Here is a 22,159-nt window from a genome sequence, read left to right on the forward strand (position 1 = left end):
CGCGACGGGCCGTCCGCACCCCGGTGCGGGCGGCCCGTCGCCGCACCCGGTTCAGGACCGGTCGAACGACACCGGCGCGGCGAACGCCGCACGGCGGGTGGCGCGGCGCAAGGTCCGCAGCAGCGGCCCGCCGACGGTCAGGCACAGGACGGCGGTGAGCGCCGCCCGCGGCAGGTCCCAGCCGAGCGACGTGGTCAGGCAGTAGATCGCGAACCGGGCGAGGTTCGCCGGCAGCGGATCACCCGGCACGAAGGAGACCGCGGTGGACGTGCCGCTCAGGTACGGCCAGCCCTGCAGGTTCATCGCCGTGCCGTACGCCACGGCGGACACCGCGCCGTAACCCGCGAGCAGCACCTGCTCGCGGCGGCCACGAAGGGACGTCGCACCGGGCAGCAGACCCGCACCGAGACACACCCAGCCCATCGCCAGCATCTGGAACGGCAACCACGGGCCGACACCGCCGGTCAGCAGACCCGACGCGAACAGCGTCAGCGCCCCCAGCACGAACCCCAGCGCCGGACCCAGCACCCGCCCGGCCAGCACCATCAGGAAGAACATCGGCTCCAGCCCGGCCGTCCCCGCGCCCAGCGGCCGCAACGCCGCACCGGCCGCCGCCAGCACCCCGAGCATCGCCACCGCCTTGGCGTCCAGACCGCGCTCGCCCTCGGACAGCTGCGCCACCACGACCGCCAGGAGCAGCGGCAGCAGCAGGGCGAACAGCCACGGCGCATCGGCGGAGTGACCGACCAGGTCCGACTTCCGCGAGGCCAGCAGCGGCCACCCGAACGCCGCCACTCCGACCGCCGACACCAATCCGAGCACCACCCCGGACCGCCACCCCAACCTCTCCATCCCGCTCACCGACCCCCCTCCCCACCGAACGCCCGCGGCGTGGCCGGGGCCGCTGGGGTGTTCGAGCCGTCGGCGTCCTGCGCGGCAGCGCGCTCCGCGTCCGGCCGCGCCGGGACGGCGGGTGTCTGCGGGGTGCCCGAGGCCAGGCGGTTGACCGGCTGCGCCGGGGCCTGCGGCAGGCCGGTCGACTGGGCCGCAACGCCTCCCACACCTGGCTGCGCCGGGACGGCGGGCGTCTGTGGCGTGGCCGGGGCCTGGGCGTGCAGGGCGGCGAGGGCGACGGCGACCTGGGGGACGGTCAGGTACGGCGGGAGGATCTTGGCGGTCTGGGGGGCGAAGGCGGGGGAGGCGAGGACGGTTTCGGGGGTGGGGCCGTCGGCGACGATCTCGCCGTCGGCGAGGACGGCGGTGCGGTCGGCGAGTTCGGCGGCGAGTTCGACGTCGTGGGTGGCGAGCAGGATCGCGTGGCCGTCGGCGGCGAGCCCTCGCAGGACGGTGACCAGCCGGGCCTTGGCGGCGTAGTCGAGGCCGCGGGTGGGTTCGTCGAGGAGGACGACGGGCGGCCGGGCGGTGAGGACGACGGCGAGGGCGAGGGTGAGCCGCTGGCCTTCGGAGAGGTCGCGCGGGTGGGTGTCCTCGCCGACGCCGGGCAGCAGCCGGGCGACGAGTTCGCGGCAGGTTCCGGGGGCCGCGCCGGCGTCCCGGTCGGCGGCGGCGCATTCGCCGGCGACGCTCTCGCCGTAGAGCAGGTCGCGCGGGTCCTGCGGGACGAGGCCGACCCGGCGGATCAGGTCCTTGGGCCGGGTGCGGTGCGGGACGAGCCCGCCGACCCGGACCGTGCCGGAGGTGGGGGCGTGCAGGCCGACGAGGCTGCCGAGCAGGGTGGACTTGCCGGCGCCGTTGCGTCCCATCAGTGCGGTGATCCCACCCGCGCGCAGTTCCAGGTCGACGCCGCGCAGCGCCGGGACGGGGCCCCGGGTGACAGCCAGCCGGGCGACGGTGACCAGCGTCTCGCCAAGAGGATCGGGCGTGGACGGGGGCGCGGTGGCGGTGAGCCGTTCGCGGAGCGTCACGGCCCGCCGGCGGGCGTCGCGGACGGTGAGCGGCAGCGGGTCCCAGCCGGCGAGCAGGCCGAGGTCGACGACGGGTGGCCGGACGGGGGAGCGGGCCATCAGTTCGGCGGGGTCGCCGAGCCGGGGTGCGGCGCCGTCGCCGGGCAGCAGCAGGACCTGGTCGGCGTACTGGACGACGCGTTCCAGCCGGTGCTCGGACATCAGCACGGTGGTGCCGAGGTCGTGCACCAGCCGCTGCAGGACGGCGAGGACCTCCTCCGCGGCGCCGGGGTCGAGCGCGGAGGTCGGCTCGTCGAGCACCAGGACCTTCGGGTGGACGGTGAGCACCGAGCCGATCGCGACCCGCTGCCGCTGGCCGCCGGAGAGGGTGCTGAGGGCGCGGCCGCGGAGTTCGGCGAGGCCGAGCAGGTCGAGGGTCTCCTCGACGCGGCGCCGCATCACGGCCGGTGCGAGGCCCAGGGATTCCATGCCGTAGGCGAGTTCGTCCTCGACGGTGTCGGTGACGAAGTGCGCGGCCGGGTCCTGGCCCACGGTGCCGACCAGGTCGGCGAGTTCGCGGGGCCGGTGGGTGCGGGTGTCGCGGCCGTCGACGGTGACCCGGCCGTGCAGGGTGCCGCCGGTGAAGTGCGGGACCAGCCCGTTGACCGTTCCGAGGAGGGTGGACTTGCCGCAGCCGGACGGGCCGACCAACAGGCACAGTTCGCCCTCGGGGACGGTGAAGTGGACGTCGCGCAGGGCCGGCGCGTCGGCGTCGGCGTACTGGACGGAGACCTGGTCGAAGACGATCACCGGCTGCTCCGGGGTGGGTCGGGGGCGACGAGGGCGGGCAGCAGCCCGATCAGTACGGCAGCGGCCGCCGGGAGCGGGAGCTGCGGGGCGGTGAGCGGCACCACGGACGGGCTGAACGCCTCGGGGTGGCGTCCGGCGAGCAGGATCAGCAGTCCGGCCACCGCGAGTCCGGAGCCGGCGGTCAGCCATTCGGGCAGGGCCCAGGGGTCGGGCCGGTAGCGGGTCCTGACGGAGCGTCGGCCGCCGAGTGCCAGTCCGCCGGCCGCCGCCGCGACGCCGGCCAGCAGCAGCGGTACGGCCCAGGCCGTCCGTCCGCCGGCGCCGAGCAGGCCGTACGTGGCGCTGCACACGGCGAGCAGGCCGAGCAGGGTGAGTGCTCCGGCGGTGCGGACGATGCGGCGCGGGACGTCGGCGGTGCGGCCGAATCCGCGCGAGTCCATCGCCGCGGCGAGGCCGACCGAGCGTTCCAACGCGCCTTCCAGCACCGGGAGTCCGACGGCGAGGACAGCACGGACGCCGCGGTCCTCGCGGCCGCGCAGCCGGCGGGCGGCCCGCAGCCGGCGGATGTCGGCGACCAGGTTCGGCGCGAAAGTGGTCGCCACCACGGCGGCCACCCCGACCTCGTAGAGCGCCCCGGGCAGGCAGCGCAGCAGCCGGGCCGGGGAGGCGAGGGCGTTGGCGGCGCCCACGCACAGCAGCAGGACGGCCAGCTTCAGGCCCTCGTAGCAGGCGAACAGGACGCCCTCGACGGCCACCGGTCCGCCGAGCCGCACGCCCTGCGCCCAGGCGGGGAGCGGGAGATGGGGGAGGGTGACCAGCACGTGGGTGCCGCCCACCGGCGACCCGAGGACCACCGCGAACGCCAGCCGCAGCCCGAGCACCACCAGGCCGATCCGCAGGAACGCCCCGTAGGAGCGGGCCCACGGCGCGTCGCTGCGCCGGGCCGCGACCACGTACCCGGCGACCGCCGCGATCAGGAGCAGCAGCACCGGATTGGTGGTGCGGGACGCGCCGGCGGCCAGCCCGAGCGCCCACAGCCACCACGCACCGGGGTGCAGCAGGCGGGGGCCGAGGCGGCGGGCGGGGGGCGATGGCATGGTGGTGGGTCTCTTCCCTGGCTCTTCCCTGACTCTTCCCTGGATCTTCCCGGGTCAGCGGCGGCGGCGGGCCTGCCAGACGGCGCCGGCGGCGAGTGCCGCGACCAGCGCGCCGCCCGCCACCAGGCCGAGCGACGGGCCGTCGTCGGCGGGTGCGCCGCCGGCTGCCGGGGCCGCCGGTGCGGCGACGGTGTCGGCGCAGCCCGCGCGGGGGTATCCGGCGATGGCGCAGAGCACGCCCGCGGAGTCGTAGCGCAGCGGCGGGGCGACGGCGGCGAGCACGTCGGCGGAGGAGGCGGCGGCCGGGACGGCGGCGCACGCGGTGCGCGGCGCGGGCGGTTGCTCGCCGCCGGGGGCGTCGGCGGCGGTGCCGAAGTCCAGCACCACGGCGACCCGCTTGCGGCCCGCGGCGGGCGGGGTGTCGGCGCAGATCGCGGTGAACTCGCCGGTGGCGGTGGGCCGGGCGGCGTCCTGGCCACCGTCCGGGCTCACCGCGAAGCGCCAGCCGTCCACCGCGCCGTCGGCCGGGACGAACCCGGCCGGACCGACCTGCTGGTACGCCCACGCGGAGCCGGACCACTTCCAGAACGACCAGTACCGGTACCCGGCCGCCTGCGCGCCGGGCGCGACGGCGACCAGCGCGGCCACCAGCGCGACGAGCACCGCGAGAAGCAGGGCGACGAGCGGCGCGGCCGCCGGCGCCGGCCGGAGGGCCGGCGCCGGGGTGGTGCGGGCGGTCACTTGGCGCCGTTGCGGGTGGTGCGGCGGCGGTTGAGGCTGAGCAGCAGGCCGCCGCCGACGCCGACGAGGAGGCCGACGCCGATCATCCAGCCGGCCGAGAAGCCGCCGTTCTCGTCGGGCTCGGTGATGCCGGAGCCGGGGGCCTTGGTGGCGTCCGGCTCGTTGGCGGCCTTCGCGGCGGCGGCCGCCGGGACGGAGGCGGGCTTCGGGCCGGCGTCGATCAGCAGCTGCACCATGTTGGTGCCGCCGAAGTTGTACGGGTCGAGCTTGGTGGCGCGGGCGACCAGCAGCAGGGTCGCGGCGGCGGCCGGGTCGGTGCCGTTCTTGCCCTGCGCGGCCCAGGCGTAGCCGTTGCCGGCCAGCCAGTCGGCGGCGCTGGCGGCCTCCTTGGCGTGCCCGGCCTGGACCAGGCTGAGCACCGCCCACGAGGTGGCGTTGAAGTCCGGGCCGGGGGTGGCGCCGGGGGTGTCCAGGAGCAGGCGCTGGCCGCCCGCGGCGAGCTTCGCGGTGAGGTACGCGGCCGCGGCCGACGCCGAGTCGGCGCGGGCCACGGTGCCGGCGGCCGCACCGTCGGCGCAGGTCAGCGGCTTGGCCGGGGCGTCGGCGCGGTTGTCGGCGGTGACCGGGAGGCGGCCGCCGGCGGCGGCGAGCGCGGCCTGCGAGGAGGCGAGGACGTTGGCGGTCAGCGGGCTGCCGGCGACCGGCTGGTAGGCGAACGCGCCGCGCTGGTCGGCGGGGGAGGCGCAGCCGAGCTGGAAGCCGGCCAGGCCGTCGTACGCGCTGTGGCCGTCGCGGGCGACGCCCGCCGGGTCGGCGCCGGCGGCGAGCAGCGCGGAGACGGCGAGCGCGGTGGAGTCGGTGTCGCCGGGGCTGCCCGGGTTGTAGGACCAGGTGCCGTCGGTGTTCTGGTTGGCCTTGAACCACTGCACGGCCTTGGCGACCGGCTCGGTGTGGCCGCCGAGGGCGACGAGTGCCTGGACGGCGACGGCGGTGGCGTTGGAGTCCTCGGTCTTCGGGTCGCAGGCGGTGGCGGTGTCGGCCCGGAAGGACGGCCAGCCGCCGTCCGCGCACTGCTGACCGAGCAGCCAGCCGACGGCGGACTCGGCGGGCACGACCTCGTTCTGCTTCAGCGCAGTCAGGGCCAGCGACTGCCGCCACACGCCGTCGTAGCCGGGGTCGCCCTTGCCGTACAGCCCGGCCGGTACGGCGGCCGGCGCCGGCGTGGTGGCGGTGCTCGGGGCGGTGCTCGGGGAGGAGGCGGGGGCACTCGGCGTGGCGGAGGCGGACTCAGCCAGGGCGGGGGCGGCGGCGGTGCCGGCCAGCAGCAGCCCGGCCAGGACGGCGGAGCCCAGACGGGCAGGGGTGATCATGGAGAGGGTGCCTTTCGGTGAGCGGTGGCAGCGGCCCGGGAGCACCGGGCCACCCGTAGACCACGACGGAGACGGCCGCTCGCCCTCCGCCGGGCAGTCCGACTGCGCCGCCGGGTGGGCGGCTCACGGTTGCGGGTCAGCGCCGGATTCGCACCGGCTTCCCCCTGGCGGAGAGCGGATGAAGTTGTTGTCGCGCCAGGCACTCTAACCGCCCCGCCGTCCCCCGCCGGAAACTGGAACCTGTTCCTGTCCGTTCCCGCGGCCGCCCGGAGCGGTCAGCCGGCCGTGAGCAGCCGGGCCGCGGTGTGCAGGTCGGCGCGGACCTCCTGGAGCGAGGCGCGCCCGCACAGCCAGGCCAGCAGGGTGGCGTGCCAGGTGTGCCCGATCACCCGCAGCGCGGCCTGCTGGTCGGCGCTGGGCGGGCCGGGCAGCCGGGCGGCCTCCAGGACGATCGCCGAGGTCAGCCCGGACACCTCGTCCACCTCGCTGCTCAGCGAGCGGTCGGCGAAGGACAGGGCCCGCACCATCGCCTCCGCCAGCCTCGGCTCGCGCTGCAGCGCGTGGAAGGCGGCGGTGAGCGCCTCGGCGACCCGGGTGGCCGGGTCCTCGCCGGTCGGCGGGTGGCGGCGGACCTGTTCGTGCAGGTGGAGCAGTTGTTCGCGCATCACCGCGACCAGCAGGTGCACCTTGGACGGGAAGTACCGGTACAGCGTGCCGAGCGCCACCTCGGCGTCCTCGGCGACCTCGCGCATCTGGACCGCCTCGTACCCGCCGCGGGCCGCCAGCGCGGTCGAGGCGCGCAGGATCCGGCGCCGCCGCTCCGCCTGACGCGGAGTGAGCGGACCGTCGGCGACGGTGGTCGAGGTCAAGGCGGCCCCCTGGAACGGCAGTCCGGACGAAGCGGTCTGTGGAAGAGTTCCCGGCGTGGCGTGAATCACCTGCCCTGGCTCGGGACAGCAAGCTACGGCCCGGTAATCTTCGAGGACTCTCGTCGTTCACCCCGTGGACGACAGGAGGCCAGCACCACCCGTGAAACGTGATCTACTTTACCGGCCGTCGCCGGTCCCGGTGAGTAGGGATAAGGGGCCCCAGGATGACCGCGCAGCCGCCGCCGTCTCTCCGCATCGCCCTGCTCTCCTACCGCGGCGACCCGTTCTGCGGCGGCCAGGGCGTCTACGTCCGCCACCTCTCCCGGGAGCTCGCGAACCTCGGCCACCACGTGGACGTGATCGGCGCCCAGCCGTACCCGGTGCTGGACCCGGTCGAGGGCACCGGCTCGGTCCGCCTGGTCGAACTGCCGAGCCTGGACCTCTACCGCTCGGACGACCCGTTCCGCACCCCGGCCGCCGGCGAGTTCCGCGGCCCGGTGGACCTGCTGGAGTTCGCCACCATGCGCACCGGCGGCTTCCCCGAACCGCTGACCTTCTCGCTGCGCGCCCGCCGCTACCTGGCCCGGCACAAGGGCCGCTACGACGTCGTCCACGACAACCAGACCCTCGGCTACGGCCTGCTCGGCCTGGAGCGCCACGGCTTCCCGCTGGTCACCACCGTGCACCACCCGATCACCGTGGACCGCCGGCTGGAGATCGCGGCCGCCGGCACCCGGCTGGAGCGGCTCGGCAAGCGCCGCTGGTACGCCTTCACCCGGATGCAGAAGCGGGTCGCCGGCCGGCTCGACCACATCATCACCGTCTCCGCCAGCTCCAAGGCGGAGATCGCCGAGGACCTCGGCGCCGCGCCCGGCGCGATCTCGGTGGTGCCGATCGGCGCCGACACCCGCCTGTGGTCCCCCTCGGACGCGGTCGCGGTGGTCCCCGGACGGATCGTCACCACCTCCAGCGCCGACGTCCCGCTGAAGGGCCTGGTCCACCTGGTCGAGGCGCTCGCCAAGGTCCGCACCGAGCGGGACGCGCACCTGGTGGTGGTCGGCAAGCCGCAGCGCGGCGAGGGCCCGGTCGCCGACGCGGTGCGCCGCTTCGGCCTGGAGCCGCACATCGAGTTCCGCACCGGCCTGAGCGACACCGAACTGGTCGACCTGTACCGCTCCGCCGAGGTGGCCTGCGTGCCCTCGCTGTACGAGGGCTTCTCGCTGCCCGCCGCCGAGGCGATGGCCACCGCCACCCCGCTGGTCGCCACCACCGGCGGCGCCATCCCCGAGGTGGCCGGCCCGGACGGCGAGACCTGCCTGGCGGTGCCGCCCGGCGACGCGGGCGCGCTGGCCGGCGCGCTCGGCCGCCTGCTCGACGACCCCGAGCTGCGCGCCCGCCTCGGCGCCGCCGGACGCGAGCGGGTGCTCGCCCGGTTCACCTGGCGCCGCGCCGCCGAACTGACCGCCGAGCGCTACCGTGCCGCCATCGCCACCGGCGCCGGGCAGCGCGCCCGCTCCGGCCCCGGCTGGCGCTACGTCGGCTGAGCGGACCGGCGCCCGTCGGGCCGTCGACCCGCGCTCCGTCACCCACGCTCCGTCATCCACGCTCTGTCATCCACCCTCCGCAGGACCCGAAGCAGCAACGAATGGGAGCCCAGCAGTGCTGACCGTCGACTTCTCCCGCTTCCCGCTCGCCCCAGGCGATCGGGTGCTCGACCTGGGCTGCGGCGGCGGCCGGCACGCGTTCGAGTGCTACCGGCGCGGCGCGAACGTGGTCGCCCTCGACCAGAACGCCGAGGAGATCGCCGAGGTCCGCAAGTGGTTCGCCGCCATGGAGCAGGCCGGCGAGGCCCCGGCCGGTGCCAGCGCGGTGGCGATGGAGGGCGACGCGCTCAACCTGCCGTTCGACGACGACACCTTCGACAAGATCATCATCTCCGAGGTGATGGAGCACATCCCCGACGACAAGGGCGTGCTCGCCGAGATGGTCCGGGTGCTCAAGCCCGGCGGCCTGCTCGCCGTCACCGTGCCCCGCTACCTGCCCGAGAAGATCTGCTGGGCGCTCTCCGACGAGTACCACGAGGTCGAGGGCGGCCACATCCGGATCTACAAGGGCGACGAGCTGGTGGAGAAGGTCCGCGGCGCCGGCCTGGAGCCGTACGGCACCCACCACGCGCACGCCCTGCACTCCCCGTACTGGTGGATCAAGTGCGCGGTCGGCGTCAACAACGACAAGGCACTGCCGGTCAAGGCCTACCACCAGCTGCTGGTCTGGGACATCGTCGGCACCCCGGTGATCAGCAGGATCACCAAGGCCGCCGAGAAGGCGCTCAACCCGGTGATCGGCAAGTCCTTCGTGGTGTACGCCTCCAAGCCGCGGACCGGCGAGTGACGGCCGCGATCCCGGAGGCGCTGCTGCTGGACGGCGTCCTCGACGCCGAGCAGGCCGCCGCCACCGTGCGCACCATCCTCGCCGACCAGCGGCCGGACGGCGCCATCCCGTGGTTCACCGGCGGGCACCTCGACCCCTGGGACCACACCGAGGCCGCGATGGCCCTCGACACCGCCGGCCGGCACGACGCCGCCGAGGCCGCCTACCGCTGGCTCACCGAGAACCAGAACCCCGACGGCTCCTGGTACGCCGGCTACACCCACCCCGCCGACGGCGGCCCGGTGGTGGTCAGCAACAGCGCCAAGGAGACCAACTTCTGCGCGTACGTCGCGGTCGGCGCCTGGCACCACCACCTCTCCACCGGCGACGACACCTTCCTCGAATGGATCTGGCCCACGGTCCGCCGCGCGCTGGACTTCGTGGTCGGCCTGCGGCTGCCCGACGGCCCGATCTCCTGGCGCCAGGACGAGGACGGCACCGCGCCCCAGGAGGCGCTGCTCACCGGCTCCTCCTCGATCCTGCACGCCCTGCGCTGCGGACTCGCCATCGCCGACCACCTGGAGGAGCCCCAGCCCGACTGGGAGCTCGCCGCCGGCCGGCTCGGCCACGCCGTCACCCACCACCCCGAGCGGTTCCTCGACAAGGACCGCTACTCGATGGACTGGTACTACCCGGTGCTCGGCACCGCGCTGCGCGGCGACGCCGCCGCCGAGCGGATCGAACGCGACTGGGACCGCTTCGTCGTCCCCGGCCTCGGCGTGCGCTGCGTCAGCGACCGGCCCTGGGTCACCGGCGGCGAGAGCGCCGAACTCGCCCTCGCGCTGTGGGCCGTCGGCCAGTCCGACCGGGCCGTGCAGATCCTGCGCTGGATCCGCCACCTGCGCCACGAGGACGGCTCGTACTGGACCGGGTACGTCTTCGAGGACGACGCGATCTGGCCCGAGGAGCGCACCACCTGGACCGCCGGCGCGCTGCTGCTCGCCGTCGCCGCGCTCGGCGGGGACCACGCCACGGTGACCGTCTTCGGCGGCGACCAGCTGCCGAGCGGACTGGTCGTCGACGACTGCTGCTGACCCGGTGCCGGCTGCCCGGTGCCGGGCGCCAGGGGCCCGGAACGCCCGAGGGCGCGGAGCGTGAGCTCCGCGCCCCTCGGGCGTTGTGCGTGCCTGCGGCGGCCGCCGGGCCGGTCAGCCGCGCTGGATGCCGGTGGTGTCGCTCAGCAGGCCGTGGGTGCCGTCCGGCAGCTGCGCCACCAGCGCGGTGCCGCGCTGGTCGACCGCCAGGTACCAGGTGCCCGGGACCAGCTCGCCGACCGGGGCGCCGGCCGGGTTGTCCTTCGGCGCGAGCCGGCGCACGGCCGGGACCGCGAACCAGAACGGCGCGAACGGGGCCGCGGCGGCCGCCGGAGCGGGCGCCGGGGTGTGGTCCTGCGGCTGCGCGCCCACCGGGGCCGGGAAGCCGTAGCCGGCGGCCGGCTGCTGCTGGCCGTACGGGACCTGCGGCTGGACCTGGGTCGCGAGGTGCGGCTGCGGCTGCGGCGTGGTCTGGGCCAGCGGGTGGCCCGCCTGGGCCTGAGCCTGGGCCTGGGCGGCCGGGTCGGCGTGGCCCGCCGGGGCGCCCGGGTAGCCGTACTGGCCGCTGTGCTGACCGCCGTGCTGGCCGAACTGGTCGGGCTGGCCCGGCTGACCGGGCTGGCCGCCGGGGACACCGGCGTACTGGAAGCCCGGCGCCGCCGGCGGGGTGGCCGGCTTGTCGGACAGCAGCGGCGCCTGCAGCGCGGGCACCAGCGGACCGGCCGCGGCGGCACCGGCCAGCGCCAGCAGCGAGAGCAGCGCCAGGTAGGCGCCGAAGCTGTGGCCGAAGCCGGGGATGTCGCCGCCGCCCATCAGGGACCACAGCGAGGTCCACAGCGCGGCCACCGACAGCGCGATGCCCCACTGGTCGAGACGCAGGCCGAGGACCTGGCGGTTGGCCACCGCCTCGCCCTGGAGGCGCTGGACCAGGATCAGTGCGGCCCCGATCAGGCCGAGCAGGAAGACCGAGGGCAGCACCGGGAACAAGGCCGTCGACCAGGCGCTGGTGGAGATGGAACCGAGCCGGGTGTCGACCGCCTGGTACGGCAGGAAGGAGGCGATGAGGAGCAGCACGGCCGCTCCCGCGACGGCGGCGTCTCCCCTGGTGAGAGCGCGCAGATTCACTGTCGTTCCCCTCGTTGGTGTGTCGTGGTCGGGGCAAAAGCCTAGAGCCATGCCATTCCGGAGCGCACGGCGCCCTCCGAAAAACAGCATTCCGGTCGGAACGTCAGATGATCGTAAAGTGATCGTCCGACGGGCGTTCAGCTGGTGGTCAGATAGGAAGTCAGGGCATCGGCGATCCCCTGGGCCGCCTGCTGCCGCCACTGAGGGTCCGTCATCCGCTTGGCATCGCCCGAGTTTCGCATGTTGCCGCACTCGATGAACACCTTGGGGACCCGCGACAGGTTCAGCCCGCCAAGGTCGCCCCGGGTGTCGAGCCCCTGCTGCCCGATGTAGTCCGCGTACGGCTCGCCCGTCGCCGCCTTGAACCCGTCCCGCAGCAGCACCCCGAGCCGGTGCGAGGGATCGACGATCGCCGAGGTGTCCGCCTTTCCGGCCACCACCCGGGACGGCATGATCACGTGGAAGCCGCTGGCCGAACCCGGCGCGCCGTCCCCGTGCACCGACACCGCCGCGTCCGCCTTCGCCTCGTTGCCGATCCGCGCCCGCTCGTCGATGCACGGCCCCCACGCCCGGTCCCCGTCCTGGGTCAGCACCACCGTGGCACCCCGGTCCCGCAGGATCTGCCGCGCCCGGTGCACCACGTCCAGCGTGAAGTCCGCCTCCGAGTAGCCCGCGTCGGTCGACGTCCCCGTGGTGTCGCACTCCTTGCGACTGTTGCCGATGTCCACCTGCTTGGCGATGTCGGACGTGTGCCGGCCGTTGCCGGTGTTGTGGCCCGCGTCCAGCAGGACCGTGCGCCCCGCCAGCTGCCGCCCGCCCGGCGACGAGGACCCCGACGGTGCCGCACTCGGACTCCCCGCCGCCACGGAGGCACCCGCGCCGGACGGCGCCGGCGAGCCGGGCGCGGCCGCCGACGGGTCGAGCAGGTCGCCCTCGCTGAACGCCGCCGAGGAACGCGGCGCCGCCGCACCCGCCCGGCCGGAGCTGCTGTTGGCCAGCGCCTGCCAGCCCAGCCACCCCACCAGGCAGAGCGACAGCGCCGCACCCCCGGCGACGGTCACGCGGAACCACGCCGAGCGGCGCGGCCGCTCCGCGAACGGGTCCTCGTGCTGGTCGTGCTGGTCGTACTGGTTGTTCCGGTTGTTCCGGTGGTGCTGTTCGGGTCGTTCGGGCCTCACGAGCGGTTCAGATCCTGTCCCAGGTGCGGGGCGCCAGGTTGTAGGCACCCGCGATCGGCTTCCACTTTTCCACGAAGTCCTTCTTCGACTGCGTGGCCTTCGGGTTGAGGTCGTTGGCCTTGGTCAGATCGGGCGTGGTCGGCGCCGTCGCACCCGCGCAGCCCTGACTGCTGACGGTCCGCGCCCACGCCGCGTACGCCCGGTCGATGTCCCCGGACTGCTGCCACGCCGACCGCAGCACCTGCACCGCCTCCGCGCCGCCCGGCAGGTCCGTCACCTGCAGCGCGGACAGCGACGCCAGCAACTGGTCCCGCTGCTTCGCGCCCTCGTCGAACACCCCCGCGGCACTGTCGATCTCCGCCTTCGCCGGGCAACTGCGCACCTTCGCCACCGCGCTGCCGATCGGCGCCTTCGCGTTCTCGCCCCGGGTCAGCAGCTCGTCCAGCGCCTTCGCCTGCGCCGCCGCGTTCGGCCCCGCGGCGCCCGCCGACTCCGACGCGCTCGGCGCCGCGGAGGACGCGTTCGGGGAGGCCGAGCCGCCACCGTTCTGCGCCGGAGCGGGCTGCGGAGCCGACGACGCCGGCGCCTTCGCCTCCGGCGAGCCACCGCCCTTCGTGTTCTGCACCGCGAACACCACACCGACGCCGATCAGCACCAGCAGCGCCACCCCCGCACCCACCAGCAGCGGCATCCTGCTGCGGCGCGGCTCGTCGTCGTACGGGTCGGCGAGGTCGTTGTTGTAGTCGTACTGGGCATTCGGCTGCGGCTGGTACGCCTGCGCCTGCGGAGTCCCGAACGGTGGAGCCCCGAACGGCGGAGCCCCCTGCGACGCCTGCGGCCCGAACGCCGGCCCACCCGCGAACGGCCCCCCACCGCCACCGCCACCGGGCACGGGCGGGAACTGGTTACCAGGGGCGCCCTGCCCCGATGCGGACGCGAACGGGTCGACGGCACCACCGGGCGCGGACGGGAACGGACCGGGCTGCACGCCCTGCCCCGGAGTGGGCTGGAACGGCGCCGCACCACGGTCACCACGGTCACCGGGGGCGAACGGCTCGGCAGCCACCCCCGGCGCCTGCGGGAACGGACCCGACGGCTGCTCGCCCCGCCCGACCGGCGGAATCAGCGCCGTCGGCTGCTCACTCGCACCCCCCGGCGGGAACGCCCCGGGCCCGGCCTGCTCGCCCTGCACCGGCGCCCCGGGCGGGAACGGACCCGGCTGCCCGCCGCGCTCCGCGGGGGCGAACACCGAGGGGCCGCCGGGCGCCTGCTGCGCGCCGCTCTCGGCGGGCGGGAACGGGCCGGCAGAGCTGCCCTGCCCGGGCGCCGCGGGCGGGTACGGAGTGGCCCCGCCCTGTGCGGGCGGGAACGGCGTCGCCTGTGCACCACCCTGTGCCGCGGGGTGCGGTGCGACACCGCGGTCGGCGGGCGTGAACACATCGGCTGCGCCACCCGCCGCGGGCGGGAACGGACCCGGCTGCGCACCGCGCTCCGCGGGGGCGAAGACCGAGGGGCCGCCGGGCGCCTGCTGCGGGCCGCTCTCGGCGGGCGGGAACGGGCCGGCCGGGCCACCCTGCCCGGGCGCTGCCGGCGGGTACGGCGTGGCGCCACCCTGTGCGGGCGGGAATGGACCCGGCTGCGCACCGCTCTCGGCAGGCGGGAACGGACCCGGCTGCCCGCCGCGCTCTGCCGGGGCGAAGACCGAAGGGCCGCCGGGCGCCTGCTGGGCGCTGCGCTGGGCGGGCGCGAAGACGTTGGTGACACCGCCCTGCGCGGGTGCGGGCGGGGTGGGCTGCTGGGCGCCGGGTGCGCCCGGTCCGGCCGGCGGGAAGGGGCCCGGCGTCGCGGCCGGTTCGGCGGCGGTCGGGAAGTACGGGCGGGGCGTCAGCATCGGGCCCTGGTCGCCGACCGCTCCCGGCGCTCCCGGCGCTCCCGGCGTGCTCGTCGTCGCGGGCCCGCCGTCCGTCGCCCACGGCCCGCTCTGCGGCGGCCGGCTGCCGAACGGCGAGGCGGGCGCCGCCCCCGGAGCTCCCGGAGGTCCCGGAGTCCCGGGGACGCCAGGAGCGGCGAAGGGCGTGCCGGGAGCCGTCGCTCCCGGCGGCACCGGGGCGTGCGGGGAGGTTCCCGGAGGGGCGGGCGGCGCGGCGAACGGCGAGGGCGCCGTCATGCCCGGCGGCACCGGGGCGTTCGGCTGGGCGCTCGACGGAGCGTTCGGCGGGGCGAACGGTGAGGCGGGCGGTGTCGCGCCGGGCGGCATCGGCGCGGCCGGCGGCCGGCCGGGCTCCGGGCCGGCGGGTGCCCCGCCCGCGGGCTCGGCCTTGCGGCGGACCCAGCCGCCGGCACCGCCGCGCGCGGTCGGATCCCAGACCGCCGGGGCGGTGTTGTCCTGTTCCGTCATGTCCTGCCTCGCCCCCACTGACCCTCTGCGTCCGTGCCCGGTCGAGCCGCTCGGTGTGCTCAGCTGTTCGGCTGCCGCCGACACCGTATCGGGCGCGGGTATGCCGATCCACGGCAGACCCGTACGGCCCCACCGTGGAGGAAGACGTTAGAGCATCGGTGATCGTGCCCGCAGGAGGCTTGGGGCGACTGGGCGGTCAGCCCCCGGAACGGCGCAGCACGCGGAGCGAACCGGTCACCGAGATCTCCTCGAAGCCCTCACGCAGTGCCCGCTGGTGGACCCGGTACGGGGCCTGTCCGCCGTCCGCGGGGTCGGGGAAGACGTCGTGGATGACGAGCAGCCCGTCCTCGGCGAGGTGGGGCGCCCAGCCCTCGTAGTCGCCGGTGGCGTGCTCGTCGGTGTGCCCGCCGTCGATGAAGACGAGGGCGAGCCGGCCGCCCCAGACGGCGGCGACCTGCGGGGACCGGCCGACCAGGGCGACGAGGTGGTCCTCCAGGCCGGCGGCGTGCAGGGTGCGGCGGAAGGTGGGGAGGGTGTCCATCAGGCCGACGGCGGGGTCGACCAGGGTCGGGTCGTGGTACTCCCAGCCGGGCTGCTGCTCCTCGGAGCCGCGGTGGTGGTCGACGGTCAGGGCGACGGTGCCGGTGCGCCGGGCGGCGTCGGCGAGCAGGATCGCCGAGCGTCCGCAGTAGGTGCCGATCTCCAGGACGGGCAGGCCGGTCCGGGTGGCGGCGTCGACGGCGGCCGCGTAGAGCGCGAGTCCCTCGTCGACCGGCATGAAGCCGGTCGCCGCCTCGAACGCGGCGAGCACCTCGGGGGCGGGCCGGGCGTCGGCCTGCGCGATGGCGTCGGTCATGGGGAGACTCCCTGCTCACGGTGCGGGGCCGATCCGTCGGCCCGGGGTGCGGCGTACCCTGCCCGGACCCTACTGGATGGTAGTTCCGTCCTTCCCCGCACCCCGCCGGACCGTTCCCGGCCCGGTCGCGCGCTGCTCACACCACCATCAGCTCGCGTTCGATCCGCCTCCGGTACGGGGCCAGCTCGGCCTCGACCGCGTCCAGTTCCGCCGCGCCGGTCCGTACCGTGGGCTCGCCCTCCGGCTGCTGCTCCAGCAGTCGGATCCGCAGGTGGGTGGGCGGGTGGGTGCTGTCGACGGCGCCGAGTTCGCGGGCGGACAGCCGCAGCCGGCGCTCGCGCTCCTGCGCGGGGACGGATGAGCAGTCGGCGGCGATCTCGGCCCACAGGTCCAGGTCGGGGAGGGCCTGGCGGCTGCTCAGGTTGCGTCCCTGGCGGGGCACGGCCCGGCGGCGACGGACCACGGTCTCCACGGTCGGGCCGTTCAGCAGCATCGCCAGCATGCCGGCCGCCGCGCCCGCGCCGGCGGTGTCGGCGGCGAGCCGGTCGGCGCGGTACTCGGCGGCCTGCCCGGCGCGGACGGTGAGCCGCTCCAGAGCGATCAGCAGCCCGTACGCGGCGAGGTTGGCCGTGCGGAGGAAGAGCCGGCTGACCCACATGGCTATGGCCATCAGCCCCTCGTGGTGGAGGTCGTGCGGCGCGGGCCGGGTGAGCCGGAACCATTCGACCAGTGCGTTCCCGGCGCTGTGCAGCCACAGGCCGCGGCGGTTGTCCCCGTTGACGCCGTGGCCGAACTCGTGGCCGAGCAGGGCGACCCGCTGCTGCGGGGTGAGCGCGTACCAGAGCGGCAGGCCGAGGTGGAGGACGGAGCGCCGGCGCGGTCCGTGCTTGCCGAAGGAGGCGTTGAACGAGCCGTCCACCACGATCGCGTCCACCGGCCGGGTGCCGAGCGCGACCGCGACCCGGTCGGCCAGCCCGTACAGCGCGGGTGCCTCGGGCCGGGTGACGGCGTCCTCCCGTTCGGCGCGGAAGCTGCCGAGCCGGGGGCGGAGCAGGAAGGCCAGCAGCAGGCCGACCGAGCCGAGTACCCGGGCCGGCCAGGCGTCGGTCAGGAGCAGCAGCACCGACCCGGCGAGGACGCCGAGCGAGACCAGGTGGACCAGCCCGGCGAGTGCGTACGCGCCGAGCGCGGAGAGGTCCCGGTGGGCGGGGGCGTCCGCGGCGACGAGGTCGTGGACGTGTTCCACCCGGGCGCGCACGGCCCGTTCGCGGGCCGCGGTGCGGCGTTCCTCGCGCTCGGCCCGGCGGCGGGCCCGGGCGGTGCGGTGTTCGACGACGGGGGACGGGTCGGTGAGGTTCCACTCGCAGGCCGGGCACCAGGTGCGGACGCGCGGGTCGTCGACGATCGGTGCGGCGCACTCGGGGCAGGCGGTGGTCGCGGCGGCGGACGGCGGCGCGGCCGGGGTGGGGATCATGGGGGCGGATGATGCCAGGACGCCGGGCCGCGGGGGAAGCGATTTCGGATCCCGGACCTGCTCCGGGGCCGGGTTCTCCGTGCGTGCCGGATGCGCTATACATGGGTCAGCCCGACAGTAGAACGCGTTCTAGATCCGGGGCCCTCGCCCGGATCCGACCCAGACCACGGGAGCAGCCATGCGCGCAGCGATTCTGCACGAGACCGGCCAGGACAAGCTGGAGGTCCGTGACGACGTCGAGGCGGTCGGCTTCGGCCCCGGAAAGGTCCGGGTCCGGCTGCGGGCGACCAGCCTGTGCCACTCGGACCTGTCCGCGATGGCCGGGATCATGCCGCAGCCCGCCCCGTTCGTCCCCGGCCACGAGGGCGCGGGCGACGTGGTCGCGGTCGGCGAGGGCGTCACCGGCGTCGCCGAGGGCGACCGGGTGGTGCTCTGCTGGATGCCGCCGTGCGGCGACTGCGCGCACTGCCGCACCGGCCAGGGCCACCTGTGCGTGGCCAGCCTGCGCCGGCTGTCCACCCCGAACTTCCGCTTCGGCGGCAGCACCGACGCGTTCGGCTTCTACAGCACCGGCACCTTCGCCGAGGAGGTCGTGGTCGCCGCGGACAGCGTGCTCAAGGTGCCCGCCGACATGCCGTACGACCTGGCCGCGCTGATCGGCTGCGGCGTCACCACCGGCCTCGGTGCCGCGGTCAACACCGGACAGGTGGAGCCCGGCTCCTCGGTCGCCGTGATCGGCGCCGGCGGTGTCGGCATCGCCGCCGTCCAGGGCGCCCGGATCTGCGGCGCCGCCCGGATCACCGTGGTCGACCCGGTCGCCTCCCGCCGCGAGCGGGCCCTCGCCTTCGGCGCCACCGACGCGGTCGCGCCCGAGGAGCTCAAGGCGACCGCCCGCGGTGTCGCCGGCGGCGGCTTCGACTACGTCTTCGAGGCGGTCGGCCGGTCCGCCACCGTCCGCGCCGCGTACGACGCCACCCGGCGCGGCGGCGCGGTGGTGGTGATCGGTGCCGGACCCAAGGACGACAAGGTCGAGTTCAGCATGGCCGAGCTCTTCTTCAACGAGAAGCGGGTGCTGCCCTCCTTCTACGGCGGCGGCGACGTCCAGCGCACCGCCGCCCGCGCCGTCGACCTGTGGCGGGCCGGGCGGCTCGACCTCGCCGGGATGATCACCCACCGCCTCCCGCTGGAGGGCGTCAACGAGGCGATCGGCCAGATGCGCAGCGGCGAGGCACTGCGCACCGTGCTGACCCTGGACTGAGCCCGGACCGGGTCAGCCGGTTCGGCCGGTGCGGAGGAAGCCCGCCAGCAGTTCGTGCAGCACCGCCGCGCCCTCCTCGGCCAGCACCTCGTGCCCGGCCCCGGACGCCTCGACGTACCGGAAGTGCTCACCCTCCACCCGGCCCAGCCGGATCAACTCGTGCCGCAGCGACCGCGACTGACTCACCGGCACCACCTCGTCCCGGTCGCCGTGCACCACCAGCAGCGGCACCCGCAGGCGGTGCGCCAGCTGCAGTACGTCCCGCGGGCCCCGGGCGTCCTCGATCGGCTGGTCGCCGCCGAGCCGATCGGTCAGCGCCCGGACCGGCGCGGACGCCTCGGCCGCCAGCCGGGCCCCCGACAGGAACGGCGCCACCACCGCGCAGCGCGCCACGTGTTCCACCGGGGCGTGCGCCGCCACCAGCAGGGCCAGGAACGCGCCGTAGCTCACCCCGAACAGGGCCGGCGGCTCCAGGCCGAGCGCCGCCCGCTGTCCCGCCACCCCCTCCACCAGGGCCAGCACGTCGTCCAGGTCGGGGCCGCCCCACGCGCCGCGGATCGCCATCGTGTGCTCAAGCCCGTAGCCGGTCGATCCGCGCTGGTTCGGCGCCAGCACCGACAGCCCCTCGGCCGCCATCCGCTGCAGCGCCGGATCGAACTCCAGTCGCCAGGCGTCCGCCGGGCCGCCGTGCAGTGCCACCACCAGGTGCGGGGCCGACAGCCAGGCGTCCCCGCCGTACACCACCGACTCGATAGGGCCGGCCGGGCCCGCCAGCTCCAGGCTCTGCGCCGGGTGCCAGCTGCCGCCGTCGCCGGGCACCGCACTGCCGTCCAGCCGCCAACCGGACGGCACGCCGCGCACCGCCCGGGCCGGCGACGCCCACGCGGGCGCCGGCCCGTGGCCCGGACCGCCCGCCGCGCCCCCGCCCAGCGGGGCCAGCTGCAGCGGCAACGGCACCGCACTCGGCACGCTCGCGGGCCCCTGGCCCAGCAACGCCTCCACGTCCAGCGTCGCCAGCGCGGCCGGACGGTCCGGCGCGGAGTACGGCATCCGCAGGCCCGCCGCCGACCAGTGGCCGATCGCACCCAGCCGCCCGGCCGGGACGGGCAGCGGATCCAGCCGCCCGCCGCTCGGCTGCCACAGCGCCAGGGCCGAACCCGCGCCGTGGTCGAGCTGCACCGCGACCCGCGGCTCCGCCGTGCCGTCGCCGGGCGCGAGCGCGATCGGCCGCAGGAACATCCCCGCGATGTGCAGGCACTCGGGGAAACGCACCGGCTCGCTGCCGCCCAGCAGGCCCCAGCCGAGCCGGTCCGTGCCGGGCGCGTCACTGCGCACCATGCCGAACCGGGTCTCCGGGTCGAACAGCACCAGCCGGTCGTTGCTCCGCTCGCCGATCTCCAACAGCGGTGTCACCGAACCCAGTTCGAGGTCCAGCACGACCGTCTTCACCACGCCGTCGGCCACCCGGTCCAGCGCCAGCAGCCGGCCCGACCGGTCCAGCCACACCCCGCCGCCGTACAGCCCGGGCAGCTCCGTCACCCGGACCGGCTCGGACGGCTCCGCCGTCACCAGCCACACCGTGGTCACCGGCCGGGTGTCCGTCCCGAGCGCCACCGCGACCGGCCCGCCCGGGCCGCTCCCGTCCGCCCGGGGGATCGGCAGCAGGCGCAGACCCGGCAGCCGGAGCGTCGCCAGCGCCAGCTCCTCCACCGGACCGCCGTCGGCGCCCGGGCCCAGCAGGACCAGCGCGTGCCGGTCGCCGTCGTGCCGACAGACCAGCACCCGGCCGTCGGCCAGCGCGACCAGCTGCGAGCGCAGGCTCTCCGCCGCGCGGCCCGCCGCCGGACGCAGACCGGTCGGCGCCGCCGGACCGCCCTCGGCCAGCCGCCAGCTCTCCACGTACCAGCCGCCGTCCGTGCCGGCCGCCAGACAGGCCGCGTGCGAGCCGTCCGCCGCGAAAGTGAAGCTCAGCCGCCGCATCGCCTGCGTCCCGGACCGCGTGACCGTACTCATCGCGCCACCTCCACCTGCTGCCCGACGTCCACCCGGTGTGGCACGTCCGCACCGCTCGCCGCCGCCAACCCTGCGCGCGCGCCTGCGTCCGGCCCGCCCGTCCGCTGCCGCGCCACGGGGGCGGCGCCCCGAGCAGCGGCCCGGCCGGTGCCGACCGCTGCGGTGACGGTGAGGGCGGCCCGGGCCCGGTCGAGGCTCCAGCGCTGCTCGGGCGCCTCGGCGCGCAGCCCGAGGACGATCGGGGCGAGCCGGCGGGCGGTCACCCCGTCGCGGGCGGTCAGGGCCAGCCAGCGGCCGAGCCGCTCGGCCACCGGGCGGGCCTGCGGCAGGTCCTCGGGGAGCAGCGGGTCGTGGCCGGTGGCGAGCAGGAAGAGCAGCCCGCCGAGCGCGTAGAGGTCGGTGGTGAAGGCGGCCCGGCCGAGCCGGTGCGGCCCGCTGTGCTCGGGCGCCCGGTATCCGGGGCTGCCGGCCGACCCGGCCACGGTGCCCACCTCGACCGCCGACTCCAGGCCGGCCAGGCGCAGTTCTCCGTCGGGTCGGACCGTGACGGTGTCGGGGGAGAGGCCTCGGAGGACCAGCCCGCGGCGGTGGCACCGCTCGACCAGCCCCACCAGGGCGGCCGCCGTCGGCCCGGCCTCGGCCCAGTCGACGCCCGGCATGCCGTCCCGGTGCAGCCGGGTGGTGACCCAGCTGCCGAGCGGTTGGCCGACGATCCGTTCCTGGACCAGGAAGAGCGAGCCGTGCTGCTCGATCACGTCGAGCGGACGGGGCGTCAGCCCTTGGCCGTCGAGCCGCTCCAGCAGCGCCGCCTCCCGGCGCAGGGCGGCCTCGTGGCGCAGGGCAGCCTCGTGGCGCAGGGCGGCCCGGGCGTCGGTACCGGAGCGGTCCGCCGCGATGTGCGCGCGGGCCTGTCTGACCACCACCTCGGAGCCGGTGTCGGTGTCCCGCCCCAGAAAGACCCCGCCCCCGGCGCCGTGCCGGACGGTCGCGGTCAGCGCGTACCGCCCGCCGATCAGCATCCCGGCCGGTCTCCCGGCGCCCCGGCCGCCCGGCGGCGCGGGTGCGGTCGACCCCCTCCCCTCGACGGGGTCGACCGCCCACGGCGGACGCCGGTAGTGCACCAGGCTGCCCGGACGGTACGGCCGGTCGGAGAGCACCACCGGGCCCGGCATGCCGAGGGTGGCCCGGTCGAGCTCCTCGGCGAGCCGGCGGAATTGCCGGTCGTCCACCGGATGAACGGTGATGAATTTCCCGGCCGAGCCGCGGTCGCCGTTCCGGGAATCGATCGCGTGGAGCTTTTCCCGATCGGCGGCGAACGTGAACGGGCAGGGATCCTCGGCAATCGCCGCGGAAACCGCCGCGAGGACCTCCACCGCCACTTCGGGGGCGGCGCCGACATGCAGTCTCCGCCCCTGGGCGGGGACCTCACGGCCGTGCGGCCGGGCCGTGCACCAGAAGCCCTCGACCGCGACCCCCCAGCCACCGTCGCCTCCCCGGGCCCTGCTGCCGGCCACGGCCGCCCCCGCCACCTCCACCGACGTGCCGTCCGCTCCCGGCCCGTCGCCGACCGGCACCAACCCCCGGGCCGGACGCAGCGGTGTG

The 22,159-nt window shown here is 76.1% G+C and carries 17 protein-coding genes and 1 riboswitch; of the genes, 4 read left to right on the plus strand and 13 right to left on the minus strand.

The genetic code is table 11. The features are described from left to right. Positions 1-51: 51 nt before the first annotated feature. The 6 genes from ACGFX4_RS12875 to ACGFX4_RS12900 all read right to left on the minus strand — a co-directional run bounded on the left by ACGFX4_RS12875 (position 52) and on the right by ACGFX4_RS12900 (position 6,791). Positions 52-852, minus strand: a complete 801-nt coding sequence (locus ACGFX4_RS12875; protein ID WP_393072810.1) for an ECF transporter S component — start codon at positions 850-852, stop codon at positions 52-54. A 5-nt stretch (positions 853-857) separates the two neighbouring features. Then, positions 858-2,714, minus strand: a complete 1,857-nt coding sequence (locus ACGFX4_RS12880) for an ATP-binding cassette domain-containing protein (RefSeq protein WP_393072603.1) — start codon at positions 2,712-2,714, stop codon at positions 858-860. After that, positions 2,711-3,811 (minus strand): energy-coupling factor transporter transmembrane protein EcfT, encoded by a 1,101-nt coding sequence (locus ACGFX4_RS12885; protein ID WP_393072605.1) that lies wholly within the window; start codon positions 3,809-3,811, stop codon positions 2,711-2,713. The genes ACGFX4_RS12880 and ACGFX4_RS12885 overlap by 4 nt, the downstream gene beginning before the upstream one ends. 54 nt (positions 3,812-3,865) lie before the next feature. Then, on the minus strand, positions 3,866-4,552 hold the full coding sequence (locus ACGFX4_RS12890) for an SCO2322 family protein (RefSeq protein WP_393072607.1): 687 nt from the start codon (positions 4,550-4,552) through the stop codon (positions 3,866-3,868). Beyond that, positions 4,549-5,922 (minus strand): prenyltransferase/squalene oxidase repeat-containing protein, encoded by a 1,374-nt coding sequence (locus ACGFX4_RS12895; RefSeq protein WP_393072609.1) that lies wholly within the window; start codon positions 5,920-5,922, stop codon positions 4,549-4,551. Before ACGFX4_RS12895 ends, ACGFX4_RS12890 begins: the two co-directional genes overlap by 4 nt. Before the next feature lie 70 nt (positions 5,923-5,992). Continuing rightward, a riboswitch (cobalamin riboswitch) is annotated at positions 5,993-6,116 on the minus strand. Positions 6,117-6,197: 81 nt separating this feature from the next. Beyond that, complete coding sequence (locus ACGFX4_RS12900) at positions 6,198-6,791, minus strand: TetR family transcriptional regulator (protein ID WP_393072611.1); 594 nt, start codon at positions 6,789-6,791, stop codon at positions 6,198-6,200. Positions 6,792-7,015: 224 nt separating this feature from the next. Here ACGFX4_RS12900 and ACGFX4_RS12905 point away from each other — a divergent pair, with 224 nt between their 5' ends. The 3 genes from ACGFX4_RS12905 (at position 7,016) to ACGFX4_RS12915 (ending at position 10,255) form a co-directional block, all read left to right on the plus strand. Beyond that, positions 7,016-8,335, plus strand: a complete 1,320-nt coding sequence (locus tag ACGFX4_RS12905) for a glycosyltransferase family 4 protein (RefSeq protein WP_393072613.1) — start codon at positions 7,016-7,018, stop codon at positions 8,333-8,335. 115 nt (positions 8,336-8,450) lie between these two features. Beyond that, positions 8,451-9,182 carry a class I SAM-dependent methyltransferase gene (locus ACGFX4_RS12910; RefSeq protein WP_393072615.1) on the plus strand — a complete coding sequence of 244 codons (732 nt, stop codon included), beginning with the start codon at positions 8,451-8,453 and terminating at the stop codon, positions 9,180-9,182. Beyond that, entirely contained in the window at positions 9,179-10,255 is a 1,077-nt protein-coding gene (locus ACGFX4_RS12915; protein WP_345696832.1) for a prenyltransferase/squalene oxidase repeat-containing protein, read from the plus strand. Before ACGFX4_RS12910 ends, ACGFX4_RS12915 begins: the two co-directional genes overlap by 4 nt. Positions 10,256-10,369: 114 nt before the next feature. On the opposite strand, the gene ACGFX4_RS12920 is transcribed toward ACGFX4_RS12915, so the two are convergent. The 5 genes from ACGFX4_RS12920 to ACGFX4_RS12940 form a co-directional block, all read right to left on the minus strand. Next, positions 10,370-11,380 (minus strand): hypothetical protein, encoded by a 1,011-nt coding sequence (locus ACGFX4_RS12920; RefSeq protein WP_393072617.1) that lies wholly within the window; start codon positions 11,378-11,380, stop codon positions 10,370-10,372. A 137-nt stretch (positions 11,381-11,517) separates the two neighbouring features. Then, positions 11,518-12,558, minus strand: a complete 1,041-nt coding sequence (locus ACGFX4_RS12925) for an N-acetylmuramoyl-L-alanine amidase (protein WP_393072619.1) — start codon at positions 12,556-12,558, stop codon at positions 11,518-11,520. 7 nt (positions 12,559-12,565) lie between these two features. Further along, entirely contained in the window at positions 12,566-14,449 is a 1,884-nt protein-coding gene (locus ACGFX4_RS12930; protein WP_393072621.1) for a hypothetical protein, read from the minus strand. A 703-nt stretch (positions 14,450-15,152) separates the two neighbouring features. Further along, positions 15,153-15,812, minus strand: coding sequence for a class I SAM-dependent methyltransferase (locus ACGFX4_RS12935; protein ID WP_393072623.1), 660 nt, complete (start codon positions 15,810-15,812; stop codon positions 15,153-15,155). A gap of 136 nt (positions 15,813-15,948) precedes the next feature. After that, the gene (locus tag ACGFX4_RS12940) at positions 15,949-17,286 is read right to left on the minus strand and encodes a M48 family metallopeptidase (RefSeq protein ID WP_393072625.1); all 1,338 of its coding nucleotides are present in this window, start codon (positions 17,284-17,286) and stop codon (positions 15,949-15,951) included. A gap of 178 nt (positions 17,287-17,464) precedes the next feature. Here ACGFX4_RS12940 and ACGFX4_RS12945 point away from each other — a divergent pair, with 178 nt between their 5' ends. Next, entirely contained in the window at positions 17,465-18,544 is a 1,080-nt protein-coding gene (locus ACGFX4_RS12945; protein WP_393072627.1) for a Zn-dependent alcohol dehydrogenase, read from the plus strand. A gap of 12 nt (positions 18,545-18,556) precedes the next feature. Here the strand turns inward: ACGFX4_RS12945 and ACGFX4_RS12950 are convergent, their stop codons facing one another. Together ACGFX4_RS12950 and ACGFX4_RS12955 are read right to left on the minus strand one after the other, a co-directional pair. Then, on the minus strand, positions 18,557-20,557 hold the full coding sequence (locus ACGFX4_RS12950) for an alpha/beta hydrolase family protein (protein WP_393072629.1): 2,001 nt from the start codon (positions 20,555-20,557) through the stop codon (positions 18,557-18,559). After that, positions 20,554-21,786 (minus strand): hypothetical protein, encoded by a 1,233-nt coding sequence (locus ACGFX4_RS12955; protein WP_393072631.1) that lies wholly within the window; start codon positions 21,784-21,786, stop codon positions 20,554-20,556. The genes ACGFX4_RS12950 and ACGFX4_RS12955 overlap by 4 nt, the downstream gene beginning before the upstream one ends. Between the last annotated feature and the right edge of the window lie 373 nt (positions 21,787-22,159).

Source organism: Kitasatospora sp. NPDC048365 (assembly GCF_043200835.1).
Lineage (GTDB): Bacteria > Actinomycetota > Actinomycetes > Streptomycetales > Streptomycetaceae > Kitasatospora > Kitasatospora terrestris.